This window comes from Citrobacter farmeri, assembly GCF_019048065.1.
GTDB classification, from domain to species: Bacteria; Pseudomonadota; Gammaproteobacteria; order Enterobacterales; family Enterobacteriaceae; genus Citrobacter_A; species Citrobacter_A farmeri.
The window spans coordinates 736,856-753,406 of sequence record NZ_CP077291.1; the positions used below are offsets into that span (position 1 = coordinate 736,856).

Sequence of the window (16,551 nt, forward strand, 5' to 3'; positions counted from 1 at the left end):
TCTACTTGCTCCCAGGGATCAACGAATAAAACCAACATTTATTCTGGCGGAAAAATTCATAGTGAATCCTGCCTAATCAGAAAGTAAGCAGAAAGTCATCATGGTGCTGTATGCGTTGTATGAAATCGTGCTCTTGCTAAAGGTTTGTTGTTTTTAATGTGTTTTTAATTCATTCATTTTCTTGTCGGATGGAGCGGATCATCGATTGCTTCGCCGTATTCAGGTGATTTCGCAGCGCGAGAAGCGCGTCGAGATCGCTGCGGCAAATCAGCGCACTGAGGATGGTCATATGCTCATCAATAGCGATGATATTGCGTTGCTTAAGATCGCGTTCATCCCACTGGTAATGGAAATGGAATATCACCGAGATGATCTCAAGCGATTGATTAAAAAATATATTGTCGGCGGCGGAGAGCAGCAGCGCGTGAAAATCATGGTCTAACAGAGAGAACATACGGAAGTTGCTACCAACGCTGTCGCGCAGCATACGGTGGCGTTCCAGCAGCATTTTTGCCTGCAGCCAGCGCGGATCGTCATCCGGTAGGTTGAGAAAGTGTTGTAGCGCATGGGTTTCCAGCATCTCACGCAGCTCAAAAAGCTGTTCGGCATAAGACTGATCGAACTTTTTCATGCTCCACTGGCCGCGCTTCTCGCTCTGGATGAGATCGTAACGTCCAAATTTTAAAAGATATTCCCGAACCACCACCGGGCTGACGCCCGCTAACCGGGCCAGCTGAAGTTCAGAAAACGTTTCGCCAGCGCGAAGCTGGCGCTGGTTAATCATCGTATAAAACGCCTGCTCAAAGATACGGTTCTGTTCCGCCATGGAGGCGGTGGTGCAGGCAAAACCGTCATCATGCTCAGGGACACGGGTAATGACGTGGTCGTTGCCGACCAGGGTCAATACGCCGCATTCGCTGAGGTGGTTCAGCATGTGGCGCACGGTGGTGCGACTGATGTTGTACATCTCGGCTAAGGCGCTTTGCGACGGCAGCGGGGAAGGAAGATGACCGCGCGCCATATCATCGATCACCTGGTTAATGACATTGTGACGTAAATTTTGCGAACGGCTCATCGGGATCTCCTTTTGGCTGCATTAAAACCCGATTTAAAACATTTTAATGCGCAGGGTTTCACAAATTAGCTTTCTCGTTACGCGGCTATTTCTATTTTCATCAATATCTGAAGCAACAAAGAAACAGGAGCGCCTAACGATGTCCACAATGAATATGTTGATTTGCCAGGAACCCAAAAAATTAATTCATGAGAAACGCGACATTCCGATTCCGGAAAAACATGAAGCATTAATTAAAATTAAGTCTGTCGGGATATGTGGAACCGATATTCATGCCTGGGGAGGTAATCAACCTTTTTTCAGTTATCCACGCGTGTTAGGCCATGAAATATGTGGGGATATAGTGACGCTCGGCGAGAAGGTAACGCAGTTTAAAGTGGGTCAGCAGGTGGCGGTGATCCCCTACGTTGCGTGCCAGCGGTGTCCGGCGTGTCTGGGGGGACGAACGAACTGTTGCGAGAAGATCTCCGTGATCGGCGTGCATCAGGACGGAGGTTTTAGCGAATATCTCTGCGTTCCGGAAACCAACCTGTTGCTGGCAGAAGGAATTGATCCTCAGGCGGCAGCGTTGATCGAGCCTTACGCGATTAGCGCACATGCGGTGCGACGGGCCGCGATCGTGCCGGGCGAGCAGGTACTGGTCGTCGGAGCCGGACCGATTGGGATCGGGGCGGCGGCGATTGCGAAAGCAGAGGGTGCACAGGTGGTGGTTGCAGATACCAGTAGCGCTCGTCGCGAACACGTGGCTTCCCGTCTCGGTCTGCCGGTGGTGGATCCCTCTGCCCAGGATTTTGAAGCCCTGCTTCGCGCGCAATTTGGCGGTTCACTGGCGCAGAAAGTGCTTGATGCGACGGGGAATCAGCATGCCATGAACAATACCGTTAACCTGATCCGCCACGGCGGCAGCATTGTCTTTATCGGGCTGTTCAAAGGGGATTTACAGTTCTCTGACCCGGAGTTTCACAAGAAAGAAACCACCATGATGGGGAGTCGTAACGCTACGCCGGAGGATTTTGCGAAGGTGGGACGGTTGATGGCGGAAGGCAAACTAAGAGCTGAAATGATGCTTACACATCGCTATCCGTTTAGCCAACTTGCGGAGATCTTCGAACACGATGTGATTAACAACCGGGCGTTAATCAAAGGTGTGATTACGTTCTGACGATTGCCATGCAGCGCCCGGAGTGGTGTTGGGCGCTGTTTTTTTTTATTTCCTGTGGTCAGCCCTGGGCGCTGACCACTTTGATTTCAACCATCCCGATCCCCAGCTTACGCGGCGAGTGGCCGAGGATGTTACCCTCGTTGGTCGAGGCCGGATCGGGCGGGACAATCACCAGCGTATCCGCATCCGTCGGGTTGTCGAAGTGCAGCGTGGTGGTGGTGACATCGTGACTTAACACCAGCGTCTGTTCTTCTTTTCCTACACGCACCGGAATCGGGCGATTGGCGTTGTTGCCAAAGGCTTTCGCGGTGATCACCAGGTCGAATTTTTTCGGTAGCGGCTGTTTGTACTCGATCTTCACTTCTTCCGCCAACTGCGCGTTGGACCAGCGTCCCCAGGATTCCGGACGAGAAATCCCGCTGAACTGCTTCACCTCTTCCGGCGCACCCGCCACGTTGAAGACAAAACTGTCGGCTTTATAGCGGATGTCGTTGTCGACAATTTTCAGGGTATCGACGTTGCCTTTGTAGCGTTCCATGTCGATCACCGTGTCTTTAAAGGCCGTTTTGCCTTTCCACTGCGCTTTATCAACATGCTGAACGATTTGCTCTCCGCCAAGCTGACCCTGCGAGACGCACCAGTCGGTCGAGAGCGCCAGTTCCGGTGACCACAGCTGGCCCATCTTGTAGCAACGATCGACCCAGACGAAGTTATCGCGCGGGGCAAAATCGGCAAGCTGGAAGCGCAGTGGGGCTGAGTATTCGCTTTCCGGCAGCGGCTCGACGCGCTTCTCTGATACCCGCAACAGTAACGGCAGGCGGAAATGGCTGCCGGAGAAGGCAATCATATTTTTATCCCGGTCGACGGTGAAATCTTTCATCTCTTTCGGGAAGTTCCACAGACGAATAATGTCCGGCTTCATGGCGAGGATCTTTTCTTTACTGTTAAGGAACACTTCCGACATCGACTGACCCGACAGGCTGCTGCGCCCCAGGCCGATAAAGTTATCGCCGCCAAGAATATCTAACACCGTCGCGCCGTTATCCATCGTGTTACGTTTGATCGCCAGCGTCTCTTGCTGAGGCTTGTCGCCGCGGATCACGAAGAACAGGTTGCTGCGATCCTGTTTGTTCAGGTATTTCCATGCGCTGTTGTTCATTGCCAGATGATCCGAAGAGACCACAATAACGGTATCTTTAAACCACGGTGAGGCTTTGATTTTATTGATAAAGGCCGCGATATTTTCCTGGCTACAACTGACGGCGCTAAAGGACTGGTTGGGTTTACCGTCGAAATCATAGCGTTTGCGCTGACAGGCACGCGAGATAAAACCATCCGGATGATGGGTATCGACGGTCAGGGTAAACAATGAGAAACGCTGGCCGGAGCGAGAGAGTTCTTCGAACTTTTTCCACGCTTCATCCAGGACCGTATCATCATAGAAGCCCCAATCGTTGCGATAATTTGGATCGGTGACAACGCTTTTTAGCTCTTCTGCGCCATACAGATGATCGAAACCGTGGGATTTCAGGAACACGTCTTTTCCGGCAAAACGCAGGTTTGCACCCTGCACAAAGTAATTCTGGTAGCCGGAGTTTTTCAGGATATCTCCAAGACAGATATTCTGCGGGAAGAAACTGGAGACCGATGCTGACGCATTACCTTCAAACGGCGCAAACAGGGGAATGCCGCACTGGGAGGCGACCATCCCGGCGATGGTGTAGTCTGTACCGGGTAACTGCTGGGTATGGCTGAAATCCATACCTTCGTTTTTCAACGCGCCGAGTTCCGGAGTGAGTTCCGGGAAGGCCTCATTATCGAAATAGGTACGTTCCAGGCTTTCACCGTAGATGTACACCAGATTCAGCTTCGGGTTGGGTATTTTTTTTGCCGGTTCTTTATAGTAGGCCGCGAAATCGGGATCGCCTTCGCGGGTCTGGGATTTGACCAGCTCGCTGATCTGACGAAATGCCGGACTGGCATCGACAGAGCCCAGCGCCAACAGCAGCGCCAGCAGACTGTAACCAAAATGGTGAGGATGATGACGGCGACGACGCAGCACCCAGCCCAGCGAGCCAAAGACAGCCACGAGGGCCAGCGCAATGCCGATACCCGGCAGAATGTATTTGCTGACACCGGCCCCTGTCAGGCTGTTCGTCAACGTGTAGAGTACCGCATCGTTAATGCCATCACCTGTGAAATAGTCGCTAGCGAATAGCGTGATATTCAGCACCACAAAAAGTCCCAGCACCGTCAGGGTGGCGATAAACCACCAGGTGTTGCGACCCGCTTTCCAGGCATAAATAAGTACAGAGGCAAGAAACAGCGCGATGGAGAGTAACTCAGACAACGGACGATCCTCACAAATAGCCTTACGATAAGGCTCCAAACCAGGCGTTCGACTGACAGTTCAGCGTTTACAGAAAGTACAATGTAATGGGGTTGTCACTTAGCTGCAATTCTAGTGACATTTAATTACGTTGTTATTCAGAATTGGTTTAGATCGGGACTTTTTTGATCGCCGTCACTTCCCGCCATACCTGGGATGCGTCATGGAGAAGGGTGAAAAGGGGCGAGAGACGCCGCGTCTGGCGAAAAACGGTCAAAACGCGGCATCGGGGATCAGGAAATAAAGTTCATCCCCTGTTTGAGCACCAGGTCGCAGGCTTTGGTTTTCACTTTTTCTGCGAGCGGCGTACTGCCGATATTGTTCAGGTTAAGCTGCTGACCATCTTTGGTATTGAGCAGACCCTGAATACCGTCCAGATAGTTGGTATCCTGTTTTTGTTCGGTCGCGCCGAGACCCAGTTTATCCAGTACCTGGTTTTTCACATTTTCCGCATCGGTGACGGAAGCCAGTTTCTGCTTCGCACAGTACTGTAAAATCCCGGCGGCGTTATTCATATTGTTCGCACTCAGTGCCTGGTTGCCGCCATTTAGCAGACTGGTCAGGGAAGAGAGCGACGTGCCGCTTTGCGACGAGGTGGTACTCTGCTTGCTCAGTTCGCTGGCTGCGCTGGAGAGTGAGTCTTGCCAGGAGGCGGCGAAAGTATTGGCTGCGAAGCAGGCGCTGGCCGCGATCGCGCAGCACAGCAAACGTTTTGTCGTTTTCATTGTGATTACTCGTGTATAGATCTTCGTTGAAGTATAGCGCCGCTCATTCTAAGAATGGTCTTAATACTCTTTACCGGTTACCCGACTGCGGAAACTGTCCCAGTTGAAGATCACCCACAGGCTGTTGCCCAGTCGCATGCGATCCATTACGCGTTCACCCAACAGTTTGGTCATTTCTTCCATATTGCTGTTGGTGAGCATGCCGGTTGGGCGTTTTGAGGAGGAACGACGATCGACGATCTGGTTGATGATCACCTTTTCATAGCGCGATTCGGTTTGTACGCCGATTTCATCAATGACCAGTAGATCAACATTGCTCAGATCGTTCAGCAACTGTTCTTCGCTGGTTTGGCGATTACTGAAGGTTTCTTTCATCGCCGACATGATGTCCGCCACGGTGATAATCAACACCGACTTCCCGCGCAGTAGCAGCTCGTTACAGATTGCCGCGGCCAGGTGGTTTTTCCCCGTTCCCGGTTTACCGGAGAAGATAAAACTGGCGATGTTGCCATCGAACTCTTCCACATACTGGCGCGCTTTGCTCAGCGCATTCATCTGACCTTCGCATTCAACATGATAGTTATCGAACGAGCAGTTCTGATGCAACGGACGAATGCCGGAACGGTTAAAGGTGCGCTGCATTTTCATCGCCCGATTTTCGCGAGCCAGCGCGGCGGCGCGAATTTCACCTTGCTCCTTCTGCCACGCCAGTAGCTCTTCACCCGTTTTGAACGCCGGTTCGATATGGGCTGGCATCATTTTTTGCAGACGTTTCATCAGATCGCCAACGTTTTTCATGGTTAACCTCTAAAACCCGGTGGAATTTGATTATCTGGTTCGCTGACCGTGTTCACATCGCGCTTTGGCAGGCCACCGTTGCTCGCGCGACCGATCTGGACGCTGCGCGCCAGTTTTTGCTGCCACTGCACGTGATGAAAAACTTTGCCTTCTGCCTGCCAGTAGGCCACGAACGAGGCCAGTTCTTCGGCGGTGACGGGCTCTCTCAACGCTACGCCCCACAGCGCGGCCTGCCGCTGAAAGTCGGCATCTGGCTGCCAGTCCGGATACATGGCGAATTTACCCAGCGGTACGGCGACTGGCACAGGCTGCGGTTCTTCATAAAACTGCGCATCCAGCGTCACATCGCTCCCCGGTCGGGCGAGCTTTTCTTCGAGCGCCAGCAGTTGTGCCAGACGAGCGGGGGTTAGCGCATAAAAGGCCGGGGCGTTATTGGCAAACACCGCCACCGCGCCGCCTTCTGACTTCGCCAGCACCGTCTGATGATCGTGTAATAAGGCGTCAATACCAATGACGTCCGGGGTCAAAATTCTGGATGACATAATGTTTCTCAAGACCGACTGCAACCGAGAAGGGACACTGTTTCTATAGTAACACACCGATGAGAAGGAGCGGCAGGGATGCACATGCCGCTGCGATTAAACGCGCGGGCGTTTCCGGTAAAGCCACAGGCCGGGCACAGAGAGTCCGATCGAAAGCGCGCCTACAATTGACGAGGCTTTCAGGAAATTGGTCAGCAGCGTAATCATTAACGGTTCGCTGTAGCCAAAGTGGCTGATTTTCACCGCCGAGATCATCGCCGTATAGGCTGAAATTCCGGGGAACATCGGGATTACTGCCGCCACGGTAAACACTTTGGGATGCGCCAGATACCAGCGCGACCATTGAATGCCAATGCTACCGACGAGCAACGAGGCGACAAACGTGGACCATTCAATATTAAACCCGGCGGTCATCATCACCATCCGCGAACCGTGACCGAGCGCGCCAAGCAGCGCACACCAGGGCAGCGCGCGGTGCGGAACGTTAAAGACCATTGCGAACCCCACGGCGGGGATCGCGGAAAGCACCATGTCCTGCATCAGTGCGAGAATGAAATCGATTATACCCATCCGCGAAGCCCCCAAAGTGTCAGCGCCATCACCACACCCACGCAGGTCGCGAGCGTCAGCAGGCTGGCGATAGCCCAGCGCGCCAGACCGGTGTTAATGTGTCCCTTAAACATATCCGCCACCGCATTGATCAGCGGAAAGCCGGGAACCAGCAGCAAGACGCTGGCGGCCATTGCCACCGTAGGCGTCTGGCTAAAGGTGGGAAGATGCAGCATCAGACCGGAAATCGTGGTCGCGACAAATGCGGTAACGCAAAAGTTGATCTGCGGGTGCAAATGGCGATGCGCCAGGATCTGACGAATATACATTGCCACCATACTGGCAAAAAAGGTAATCACCGCACCGTCCCAACCCCCATTATTTAGCTTACAGAAGCAGGCGCAGGAGAGGCCGACCATTAGCGCGACAAGCCAGCGCGGATAGCGCAGGGGCCTGACCTGACTGAAGCGCTTCTCGACGCCTTTGTAATCAAGCAGTTTGTGTTCGGCAAGAATGACAATGTGCTGAACCTCGGTGACCACGTGCATATTAATGCCGCGATCCTGATTTTTTCGCGTCGAGGTCAGGCATTGCCCGTCTTTAATGGTGGTCAGAACGATAGCATTGGAGGAGATAGCGCTTTCGACACTGTCCATCCCCAATGCCAGTCCAAGTCGGGTAGAAAGTTCATCAACCAACGCGCTCTCCGCGCCGTGTTGCAGTAAAAAAAGCCCACACTGAATGCATAACCGTGTAACCGATCGCTGTAATGACTGCTCTTCTTGCATGACTCGCCCTGGCTGAAAAGACGCGTTGCGTACTGTCGAATGACGAAAGACTCTTTTGTATCACGAAGCGCGCATTTTTTGGCTCCGATTGAGATCAATCTTTCTGTTGAAAAAAGAGCCAGCTATGCGGTTACCAGAATTTGAACCGCTCCACAGTTTTGCTAAATCGGTGAAAAGTGCAATTTTTGCCCACCTTTGCACCTTCTTTTTCTGTGCCTGCTTATCAAAAATGCAATTTGAAACTTTTATTCAACATTGATTAAACAAATAATCAACCATGCAGGCGAGGAATGTCATGAAAACTCAGGTCGCAATTATTGGGGCAGGACCGTCCGGGCTGCTGCTGGGGCAGTTGCTGCATAAGGTGGGGATCCGCACACTCATCATTGAACGTCAGACGCCGGAGTATGTGCTGGGGCGCATCCGGGCGGGGATCCTCGAGAGTGGGACGGTTTCGCTGTTGCGGGAAGCCGGTGTGGCGCAGCGTATGGACAGAGAAGGTCTGGTGCACCACGGCGTTGAGTTTATTTTTGATGGTAAACGCATTCCCGTCGCGCTGAGCGAATTAACCGGCGGTAAAAGCGTAATGGTCTACGGGCAGACGGAAGTCACACGGGATTTGATGCTGGCGCGCAGCGATTGTGGTGCGCCCACGATTTACGGCGTTCAGCAGGTTGAGATTCATGATGCCAAAAGTGACCACCCCTCAGTCACGTTTGAGAAAGAAGGGGAGAAGTGCCGCATTGAGTGTGATTTCATTGCCGGGTGTGATGGATTCCACGGCATTTCACGACAAAGTATTCCGCGAGATGTCATCCGCGAGTACGAAAGTATCTGGCCGTTTGGCTGGCTGGGGTTGCTTGCCGATACGCCGCCAGTCAATCCGGAGTTGATTTACACGCATCATGAGCGCGGGTTTGCACTTTGTAGTCAGCGCTCACTAACAAGAAGTCGCTACTATTTGCAGGTTCCACTCAGCGAGCAGGTGGAATCCTGGAGCGATGACCGCTTCTGGGAGGAGCTGAAACGGCGTCTGCCTGATGAGCTCGCCGAAAAGTTAGTGACTGGTCACTCACTTGAAAAGAGTATTGCACCATTACGCAGCTATGTGGTGGAACCGATGCAGTACGGCAAGCTCTTTCTGGTCGGTGATGCGGCGCATATCGTTCCGCCGACTGGTGCAAAGGGATTGAATCTTGCCGCGTCCGACGTGAATTATTTGTGGCGTATATTGACGCAGTACTATCAGCACGGGCGCAGCGACCTGCTGGCAACCTATTCCCGCCTGGCCCTTAACCGGGTGTGGAAAGGGGAGCGATTCAGTTGGTTTATGACCCACCTGCTGCATGATTTTCAGGACAAAAGCGACTTTGAGCGCAAGATGCAGGAGGCGGATCGCCAGTACCATTTGGGCTCAAAGGCCGGACTGATGACGATTGCGGAAAACTACGTTGGCCTGCCTTACGAAACGGTAGGTGGATAATGAGGAAAAATGATGCAACTGGCTGACGTCATTCCTGTTTTTAAACTGTATGGTGAACAACAGGGATGGCCTACCCCCGATCTGCTGCACTGCGAGTCGATTCATCAACGCAGCAGTTTGCATGAATGGCATATTCGGGTGCATCAGCATGCTGAGATCGTTCAGTTGCTCTACTTGCATCGGGGTGAAGCAACGATTGAAATTGAGGGGATGACGACGGTGAGACGCGATGCCTGTATTCAGGTCGTCCCTGCGCTTTGTGTCCACGGGTTTCGCTTTTCTCCCGGAACCCAGGGCTACGTTCTCTCTCTGGCGTTGCCGCTGATTAGCCGCCTGGAGTCTCAGTTTCCACAACCGCTGCCTTTGCTGAACAGTCCGCAGTGCGTGCCGGTGGCTCAGTCCCGCAGTCACATCAGTACGCTTTTTTCTGCTTTGCAGAAGGAGTATCAGACAGATAACGAGGCGCGGGAAATGATGTTGTTTTCGTTACTGAGTGCGCTGCTGGTCTGGCTTCGTCGGCAGAGTCAGCCCATTGTGCAATCGAATGACACCCTGGCGCGGCGGCGGAGCGCTCTACGTCTTTTTGCCCGGCAGGTTGAGAGCCACTATCGTGAGCATCTTCCCCTAACAGAATACGCGCATCGAATCGGCCTTTCTGTAAATTATCTGAATCAGTTATGCCGTGAATTTCATCATTGCAGCGCATTAAACGTTTTGCATCAGCGGTTGATGCTCGAAGCCAAACGCAGCTTGCAATATACCAGTATGACCGTAAGCCAGATCTCCGACTACCTGGGATTCAGTGATGTAACCTATTTTTCTCGATTTTTTAAAAAACATTTAATGTTGTCTCCGAAAGCATATCGGGAGTTAATTAAGAATAAATAGTTTGTCCAAATTTGGATGAATAAAAAAATCGTATATAAAATAAGAATGTTTAATGTCCTTTTCAGGAATACAGCATACATATTGAGGGCATAGGCTTGAATTATACCCTGTGATAGTTGTATAACCACCTCCTACGGAATTAAAGAACAACCCCAAGGATAAACAATTCATATTGTCTATTGTTCTGTTTTTTGCATTGTATTGTTGTATGTATTAATGCAAACGCAATTCGAACCATTAATAACAGATAAATTCATATGAATGTGGAGGATATATGTTGCCAGGATGCTGCAAAAACGCAATTGTCATCAGTAAAGTCCCAGTAATACAAGCGGGATTCCACGGCGTTATGCAACTGCATTTCCCGGAGTATGAGCTTACCGCTTGCGGTGTTGCCGAAGAACTTACGGCACTACAATTACGACGGGCAGAGTTGGCGATCGTGGATTTAACCGGTGAATGTCAACACCCACGCACTGTCTGCGAACGATTCTACGCACTCCTTTCTCAATATCGTGATATTCATTGGGTTTTCCTGGTGTCTCGCGCGTATTACGCGCAGGCGGTCGAATTACTGATGCGTCCCTCAAGCACGCTGCTGTCTGACATCGAACCGATTGAGAGTCTGGTAAACACCATCCGTTCTGGGCATAACAGTCCTGACCGAATCAGCAAAATGTTGTTGACGCGCCCCCAGCCAGAACATCAGGAATTTGGTTCCCACGCCATCCTTTTGACGCTATCAGAGCGAAAAGTACTGCGCCTGCTGGGGAAAGGTTGGGGGATCAATCAGATTGCGGCGTTACTTAAGAAAAGTAATAAAACCATCAGCGCCCAGAAAAACAGCGCCATGCGTCGATTATCAATTCACAGCAATGCGGAAATGTACGCATGGATTAACAGTTCTCAGGGAGTCAGAGAGCTGAATTTACCTTCAGTATATGGAGAGTCAACGGAATGGAAAATAGAAACCGTTCGCGAAATGTCGCACTCATAGAAAAATGTGTGATGAGTGGTATTGGTATTCAGAATCTATTTAACGAAAACTCAGATAACCAATATAAACTACATCTTTATTTGACGCTGGATGAGTTTCAACAGGCGATGAGCACGACGGTTTTTTCTGCCGTTATTTTCTCTCTCTCCTCGATCCGAAAAGCCAGGCGGGTGGGCCTCATGAATCTGTCCGAACTGGCTGAAAACTATCCGGGCATGCGTCGTCTGGTTATTGCGGATGATGATGTTGAAGCGCGTTTAATCAGCGCTCTGTCGCCCTCCCCGTTAGATGGCGTACTGAGTAAAGAAAACTCGCTCCCTGCGCTACAGGATGCGTTATTTACAGCATTAAGCGGTACGCGACGTATCAGCGAAAGTAACAGCAATCTCTGGTATCTCAATCAGAGTCGCATGCTGAGCCCGACTGAGCGTGAGATTTTGCGATTTATGTCCTGCGGTTACTCAATGCCGCAAATCGCGGTTGAACTGGCGCGGAATATTAAGACCATCCGGGCGCACAAGTTTAACGTGATGTCGAAACTGGGCGTCAATTCTGACGCCGGTTTACTGCATGCGGCGGACATTTTGCTTTGACCACTGCGAAAGCTAAGAATGGACAATTACTGGCACACATCAACCCAGGTGGCTGAAGTCAGTTCTGCCATACGTTCAGGGGCAATACGTACTGCGCTATATGTAGCGCCTGCTGCAGGAAGGACTTCGGTAAACGATCGTAAAGAGATATCACAATAAACGGGCAACGGGGTTTCCAGACCGAAAGGGCAAACCCCGCCAACAGGATGCCCCGTTGCGTTGACGACCTCATCGCTGCTCAGCATGCGCGCTTTGGCGCCGAAGGTGCTTTTGAGTTTTTTATTGTCCAGTCTTGCATCGCCTTTGGCGACGACCAGGATGATGGTATCTTTAACCTTCAGCGAAAGGGTTTTCGCTATTTGTCCGGGCTGTACATTATGTGCCTGGGCCGCTAGTTCGACCGTCGCGGTACTTTGTTCTAATTCAATGATTTCAATATCCGGGGCATGTTCGGCCAGAAATTGCCGTACCGATTGCAGACTCATTCAATTCTCCTGACACCATTTTGGCCGTCTCCAACGCTACAGAAAACTGCTGGCGTAATTTGGCATAACTCGTCCCGTACTGTAAATATTTTAATGTAACAAACCAGCAACATGAACGATTTTTCGATCCCCTTCACAATCACGGAAACCGGTTACCGTAACCGGTTGCAGTCTATGAAAGAGCGATTAATACTGGAGTTGTCACTTCCTCTGTATCACATAAAAAGAGCCACTTATGAAATCTACCAACCATGCAGTCTTTAATGTGATTTTCCGGTTTGTTGAAAACTATGTCAGCCCGATTGCAGGGCGCATTTCTTCACAGCGTCATGTTATGGCTATCCGTGACGGCTTTATTTCCGCGATGCCATTTATGATTGTCGGATCGTTTCTGTTGGTATTTGCTTACCCTCCGTTTTCGCCGGATACGACCTGGGGATTTGCCCGGGCCTGGCTGGATATGGCTAAACAGTTTGAAGGGCAGATCCTGACCCCTTTTGATATGACCATGGGGATCATGTCGATCTACATTTGTGCCGCCATTGCCTATAACCTGGGTAAACATTATGTGAAGTCACATCAGTTGGATCCGTTTATGTGCGCCATGCTTTCCATCATGGCATTCTTATTGGTCGCTGCACCTAAAACAAAAGGCACTCTTCCTGTGGACAGCCTCGGCGGAACGGGGATCTTTACGGCGATTCTGGTGGCGATTTATTGCGTAGAAATGATGCGTTTTCTCAAGGCACATAACATCGGCATTCGTTTACCTGATCAAGTGCCGCCGATGATCAAAAACTCATTCGATCTGCTCATCCCCGTGTTGGTGGTGGTACTCACATTGTACCCGCTTAGCCTGCTGATTCAGGCGCAGTTCGACATGCTTATTCCGCAGGCCATTATGTCTCTTTTTAAACCGCTGGTATCGGCTGCCGATTCTCTACCAGCGATTTTGCTGGCGGTACTGATTGGCCATTTGTTGTGGTTTGCCGGTATTCACGGTGCAGCGATTGTCTCCGGGATGCTGCAAATGTTCTGGCTGACTAACCTCGGTATGAACCAGACTGCGCTGGCGCAGGGCGCACCGTTGCCACATATTTTTATGGAGGCATTCTGGACATTCTTTATCGTGATAGGTGGGTCGGGCGCAACGATGGGGCTGGTGATTTGCTACTTACGCAGTCGTTCCGTGCATCTACGCTCGATAGGTCGATTGAGCGTGGTACCGAGTATCTTCAACATTAACGAGCCGGTGATTTTTGGTACGCCCATCGTTATGAATCCAGTGTTCTTTATTCCTTTCCTGCTGGCACCGATGGTGAATGCCGTGCTGGCCTGGGCTGCGATGAAACTGGATCTGATTGGTCGCGTGATTTCGGTGGTGCCATGGACCGCACCAGCACCCGTCGGGGCGGCGTGGGCTCTGGGCTGGGATTATCGCGCGGCGATTCTGGTGGTGCTTCTGGCTTTGGTTTCTGCTGTCATCTACTTCCCGTTCTTTAAAGTGTACGAGAAGCAACTGCTGGAACAAGAGGCCGAAGAGGCACAGCGTTTAGACGCAGAAAACGAACAGATTGCGTTGTAATCACTAGGGGGCGAACGCTCCCTGATTACTTCAGCGTACAGTCACCGCATTGCTGAACGTCCGGCAGACGATAACGCTGACAGCATGTTCTGCGTACCAGAATCCCTTCGCGAGGGACGACCGTGCGCCAGAGCGGGTTGTCAGCACCACAGGACAACTGTTTTTCAAAGAAGCAGCCCTGGCGCAGCGTGTTCAACAACTCTTCACCCAGCAGCGGTTTCATCTCCGTGAGATACCAGTTAATCAGATAGCCAGTATTGCTCCAGATAAGTTTACCGTTGATCTCTCCGGTTGCCTCAAGCGCCTGGATGACCGGAGTTAACGCCTGCTTAACCAACGTTTCCATGCGCGCCTGTGGTGATTGTGTTGTCGCCAGCAGATCCGGATGTACATCAATCCAGAAGCACGCGGCACGCCCCGTTTCGTGAAACTCAACGTGGACATATTCGGGAGAGACATCAATTGCCGTCTCCTGCGTGAGCAGGGCAAGCATCAGTGGGGGCACCATCAGACCAATGTACCACTGTGCCCATAGCGAGATTAGCGGTTTATTTTCGCGCGGTTGCGTGGGTTGGTTGCGATAAATATGATCGGAGTAAATCGCTAACAGCGACTGGAGTTCGCTGGGGCGACGCCATTGCGCCAGTGTCATCGCGCTCTGAGGGGCGGGTTCATCCAGACGAATGAAATCCAGCAGATGTTCACGCGTCTGAGCTATAGTTGCGCGCACGGCCTCAGCCAGCGAGGGCATCTGCGACTGGAGATGTCCTCGCCAGATGACATCGTCAATGATCGGTGCGGAACGATAAGTCATAGACTGGATAGTAATCTAAATGATAATGATTGCTAATCCTAGCGACAGGCATAACCGATAGCAAGATCTTTGTCAGTCTGGCGTTCAACGACGCAGGATTACGTCACGCGTGTCAGGCAAGACCCGGATCGTCACTGACTAAAATGTGATTGCGGCCCAGATCTTTCGCTTTATAGAGCGCCTTATCAGCATGACGAATTGCCTCTTCGACATCTCCCCCAACCAGAGGCGCAATACCGATACTGATGGTGACCTGAGTTGCGACGTTCTCATTGAACATATGGAGAATTTTGAGATCGTAAACATTCTGCCGGATGCGTTCGGCTGCATCGCGGGCTTTCAGGGGGTCACTCGCCGTCAGTAACACCATAAACTCTTCGCCACCAAAACGGGCGACAATATCGCGTGAACGCACGGCGTTGCGGATAGCGGCGGAAACGCGGATCAGCGCCTGATCGCCCATCATATGTCCATAGTGGTCGTTGTAGGCTTTGAAATGGTCGATGTCGATCAGTAAAACGTAATGTTCATGCGTATCCAGTTCCTGCATGACTTTCAGTTTATGTTGGAGTCCCCGACGATTGTACAATCCCGTTAATGGGTCGAGCATACTGAGGTCGGTCAGTGTCTCTTTTTCGGCGAGCAGTTTGAACATCAGTTGCTGGGCGAAATCGTCGTAGCGCTTTTGAATCACATGCTGAATCGCGATACCCGCCATGGGAAGGGCCGTAAAATAGAGCAGCCGCAGGCCATTTTCGCTACCGTTTAGATATAAACAGGCCAACAGGGACGGCAGCGAATGAAGCGTGAATGCGATGATATTATTGGCAAAAGCAATGGAGCCAATAAATAACACGGTCAGCAGTGCAATCAGCAGAAAGGAGTAGTCAGGGGTCTGCAGCGCCTGGTATTTCAGCGTAATATGCACTGCCCATAACCCGCCAAAGAGTATTGAGATGGCATGGAGATTAATGCGCTTCTTCGCATACCTTACATGCCATGTCAGCAACGCAGTGCTCAGCACAAGGATAAGGAATCCTGGCGTAGAGACGGTTTTGCTGGAATAGATTGGAAAGGCAATGGCAAACGACGCAGAAATAGCGTTGAGAAACAAAAAGAGTCGCAGAGAAAGTTGGTATTTTTTAGTGCGTAGGGTTTGCCAGGATTGTGCAGTCATATCTCAACGTCATTATTTATCCAACAATTACACTGTTCACGTCACACAAATAATGGATGAGAAGATGCTTACCTGAAATCAGATTATTGTGTCTGTACGTTTACCGCTGTGCAATTTATCACCTTAAATAATTCGTGTCATCATTGCTTAAGTAAAGCTCATGTAAGTGGTGTATGGATTGCTGACAAATGAGAAAAATTGCCATATGATATTGGTTATCATTATCGATATTGGAGGTGAAACCATGTTGCAACGAGCGCTGGGTAGTGGTTGGGGAGTGTTGCTGCCTGGAATCGTCATTACCGGGCTGGCATTTGCTGATCTTTCTCTCGGAGCATGGAAGGCCATCATTGTACTAGGGTTATTACTGACCCCGGTGATGCTGTATCACAAACAATTGCGGCACTTTGTGCTGCTGCCATCATGTGTCGTGCTGATCGGCGGAATGATGCTGGTAATGATGAACTGGAATCAGGGATGAAAAACCGGGAAAACTACAGA

At 51.0% G+C, this 16,551-nt stretch carries 17 protein-coding genes; 7 read left to right on the top strand and 10 right to left on the bottom strand.

The features are described from left to right. Positions 1–169 precede the first annotated feature (169 nt). Positions 170–1,075: a GntR family transcriptional regulator gene (locus I6L53_RS03430; RefSeq protein ID WP_042321979.1), complete on the bottom strand. Its 906-nt coding sequence runs from the start codon at positions 1,073–1,075 to the stop codon at positions 170–172. A 139-nt stretch (positions 1,076–1,214) separates the two neighbouring features. Here I6L53_RS03430 and I6L53_RS03435 point away from each other — a divergent pair, with 139 nt between their 5' ends. After that, positions 1,215–2,237, top strand: a complete 1,023-nt coding sequence (locus tag I6L53_RS03435) for a zinc-binding alcohol dehydrogenase family protein (protein WP_042321982.1) — start codon at positions 1,215–1,217, stop codon at positions 2,235–2,237. Positions 2,238–2,295: 58 nt separating this feature from the next. Here I6L53_RS03435 and opgB read toward each other — a convergent pair whose 3' ends face one another. The 6 genes from opgB to I6L53_RS03465 all read right to left on the bottom strand — a co-directional run bounded on the left by opgB (position 2,296) and on the right by I6L53_RS03465 (position 8,028). Beyond that, a complete protein-coding gene (gene opgB, locus I6L53_RS03440) occupies positions 2,296–4,587 on the bottom strand; it encodes a phosphatidylglycerol--membrane-oligosaccharide glycerophosphotransferase (RefSeq protein ID WP_042321984.1) in 2,292 nt (763 codons plus the stop codon). Positions 4,588–4,859: 272 nt separating this feature from the next. Beyond that, positions 4,860–5,351: a YjjA family protein gene (locus tag I6L53_RS03445; protein WP_042321986.1), complete on the bottom strand. Its 492-nt coding sequence runs from the start codon at positions 5,349–5,351 to the stop codon at positions 4,860–4,862. A gap of 60 nt (positions 5,352–5,411) precedes the next feature. Then, complete coding sequence (gene dnaC, locus I6L53_RS03450) at positions 5,412–6,149, bottom strand: replicative helicase loader DnaC (protein ID WP_042321989.1); 738 nt, start codon at positions 6,147–6,149, stop codon at positions 5,412–5,414. A 2-nt stretch (positions 6,150–6,151) separates the two neighbouring features. Beyond that, positions 6,152–6,691 (bottom strand): primosomal protein DnaT, encoded by a 540-nt coding sequence (gene dnaT, locus I6L53_RS03455; protein ID WP_042321992.1) that lies wholly within the window; start codon positions 6,689–6,691, stop codon positions 6,152–6,154. A 96-nt stretch (positions 6,692–6,787) separates the two neighbouring features. Then, positions 6,788–7,261 (bottom strand): threonine/serine exporter, encoded by a 474-nt coding sequence (locus tag I6L53_RS03460; RefSeq protein WP_042321994.1) that lies wholly within the window; start codon positions 7,259–7,261, stop codon positions 6,788–6,790. Continuing rightward, a complete protein-coding gene (locus tag I6L53_RS03465) occupies positions 7,252–8,028 on the bottom strand; it encodes a threonine/serine exporter family protein (protein WP_042321997.1) in 777 nt (258 codons plus the stop codon). Before I6L53_RS03465 ends, I6L53_RS03460 begins: the two co-directional genes overlap by 10 nt. Positions 8,029–8,323: 295 nt before the next feature. Here I6L53_RS03465 and pobA point away from each other — a divergent pair, with 295 nt between their 5' ends. The 4 genes from pobA (at position 8,324) to bglJ (ending at position 11,989) form a co-directional block, all read left to right on the top strand. Then, positions 8,324–9,511, top strand: a complete 1,188-nt coding sequence (gene pobA, locus I6L53_RS03470; RefSeq protein ID WP_042321999.1) for a 4-hydroxybenzoate 3-monooxygenase — start codon at positions 8,324–8,326, stop codon at positions 9,509–9,511. 12 nt (positions 9,512–9,523) lie between these two features. Next, the gene (locus tag I6L53_RS03475; RefSeq protein ID WP_042322002.1) at positions 9,524–10,399 is read left to right on the top strand and encodes a helix-turn-helix domain-containing protein; all 876 of its coding nucleotides are present in this window, start codon (positions 9,524–9,526) and stop codon (positions 10,397–10,399) included. A 274-nt stretch (positions 10,400–10,673) separates the two neighbouring features. Beyond that, entirely contained in the window at positions 10,674–11,396 is a 723-nt protein-coding gene (locus I6L53_RS03480; RefSeq protein WP_042322005.1) for a helix-turn-helix transcriptional regulator, read from the top strand. Continuing rightward, positions 11,357–11,989: a DNA-binding transcriptional activator BglJ gene (gene bglJ / locus I6L53_RS03485; RefSeq protein ID WP_042322008.1), complete on the top strand. Its 633-nt coding sequence runs from the start codon at positions 11,357–11,359 to the stop codon at positions 11,987–11,989. Before I6L53_RS03480 ends, bglJ begins: the two co-directional genes overlap by 40 nt. A 26-nt stretch (positions 11,990–12,015) precedes the next feature. Here the strand turns inward: bglJ and I6L53_RS03490 are convergent, their stop codons facing one another. Next, positions 12,016–12,474 carry a YbaK/EbsC family protein gene (locus I6L53_RS03490; protein ID WP_042322010.1) on the bottom strand — a complete coding sequence of 153 codons (459 nt, stop codon included), beginning with the start codon at positions 12,472–12,474 and terminating at the stop codon, positions 12,016–12,018. Between the two features lie 235 nt (positions 12,475–12,709). Here I6L53_RS03490 and I6L53_RS03495 point away from each other — a divergent pair, with 235 nt between their 5' ends. Then, a complete protein-coding gene (locus tag I6L53_RS03495; protein WP_042322014.1) occupies positions 12,710–14,059 on the top strand; it encodes a PTS sugar transporter subunit IIC in 1,350 nt (449 codons plus the stop codon). 25 nt (positions 14,060–14,084) lie between these two features. Here I6L53_RS03495 and fhuF read toward each other — a convergent pair whose 3' ends face one another. Both fhuF and I6L53_RS03505 read right to left on the bottom strand, forming a co-directional pair. Then, the gene (gene fhuF, locus I6L53_RS03500) at positions 14,085–14,873 is read right to left on the bottom strand and encodes a siderophore-iron reductase FhuF (protein WP_042322017.1); all 789 of its coding nucleotides are present in this window, start codon (positions 14,871–14,873) and stop codon (positions 14,085–14,087) included. A 112-nt stretch (positions 14,874–14,985) separates the two neighbouring features. Beyond that, on the bottom strand, positions 14,986–16,050 hold the full coding sequence (locus I6L53_RS03505) for a GGDEF domain-containing protein (protein ID WP_042322020.1): 1,065 nt from the start codon (positions 16,048–16,050) through the stop codon (positions 14,986–14,988). A 244-nt stretch (positions 16,051–16,294) separates the two neighbouring features. Here I6L53_RS03505 and I6L53_RS03510 point away from each other — a divergent pair, with 244 nt between their 5' ends. Beyond that, positions 16,295–16,531, top strand: coding sequence for a DUF1435 domain-containing protein (locus I6L53_RS03510; RefSeq protein ID WP_084196628.1), 237 nt, complete (start codon positions 16,295–16,297; stop codon positions 16,529–16,531). The last annotated feature ends 20 nt before the right edge of the window (positions 16,532–16,551 follow it).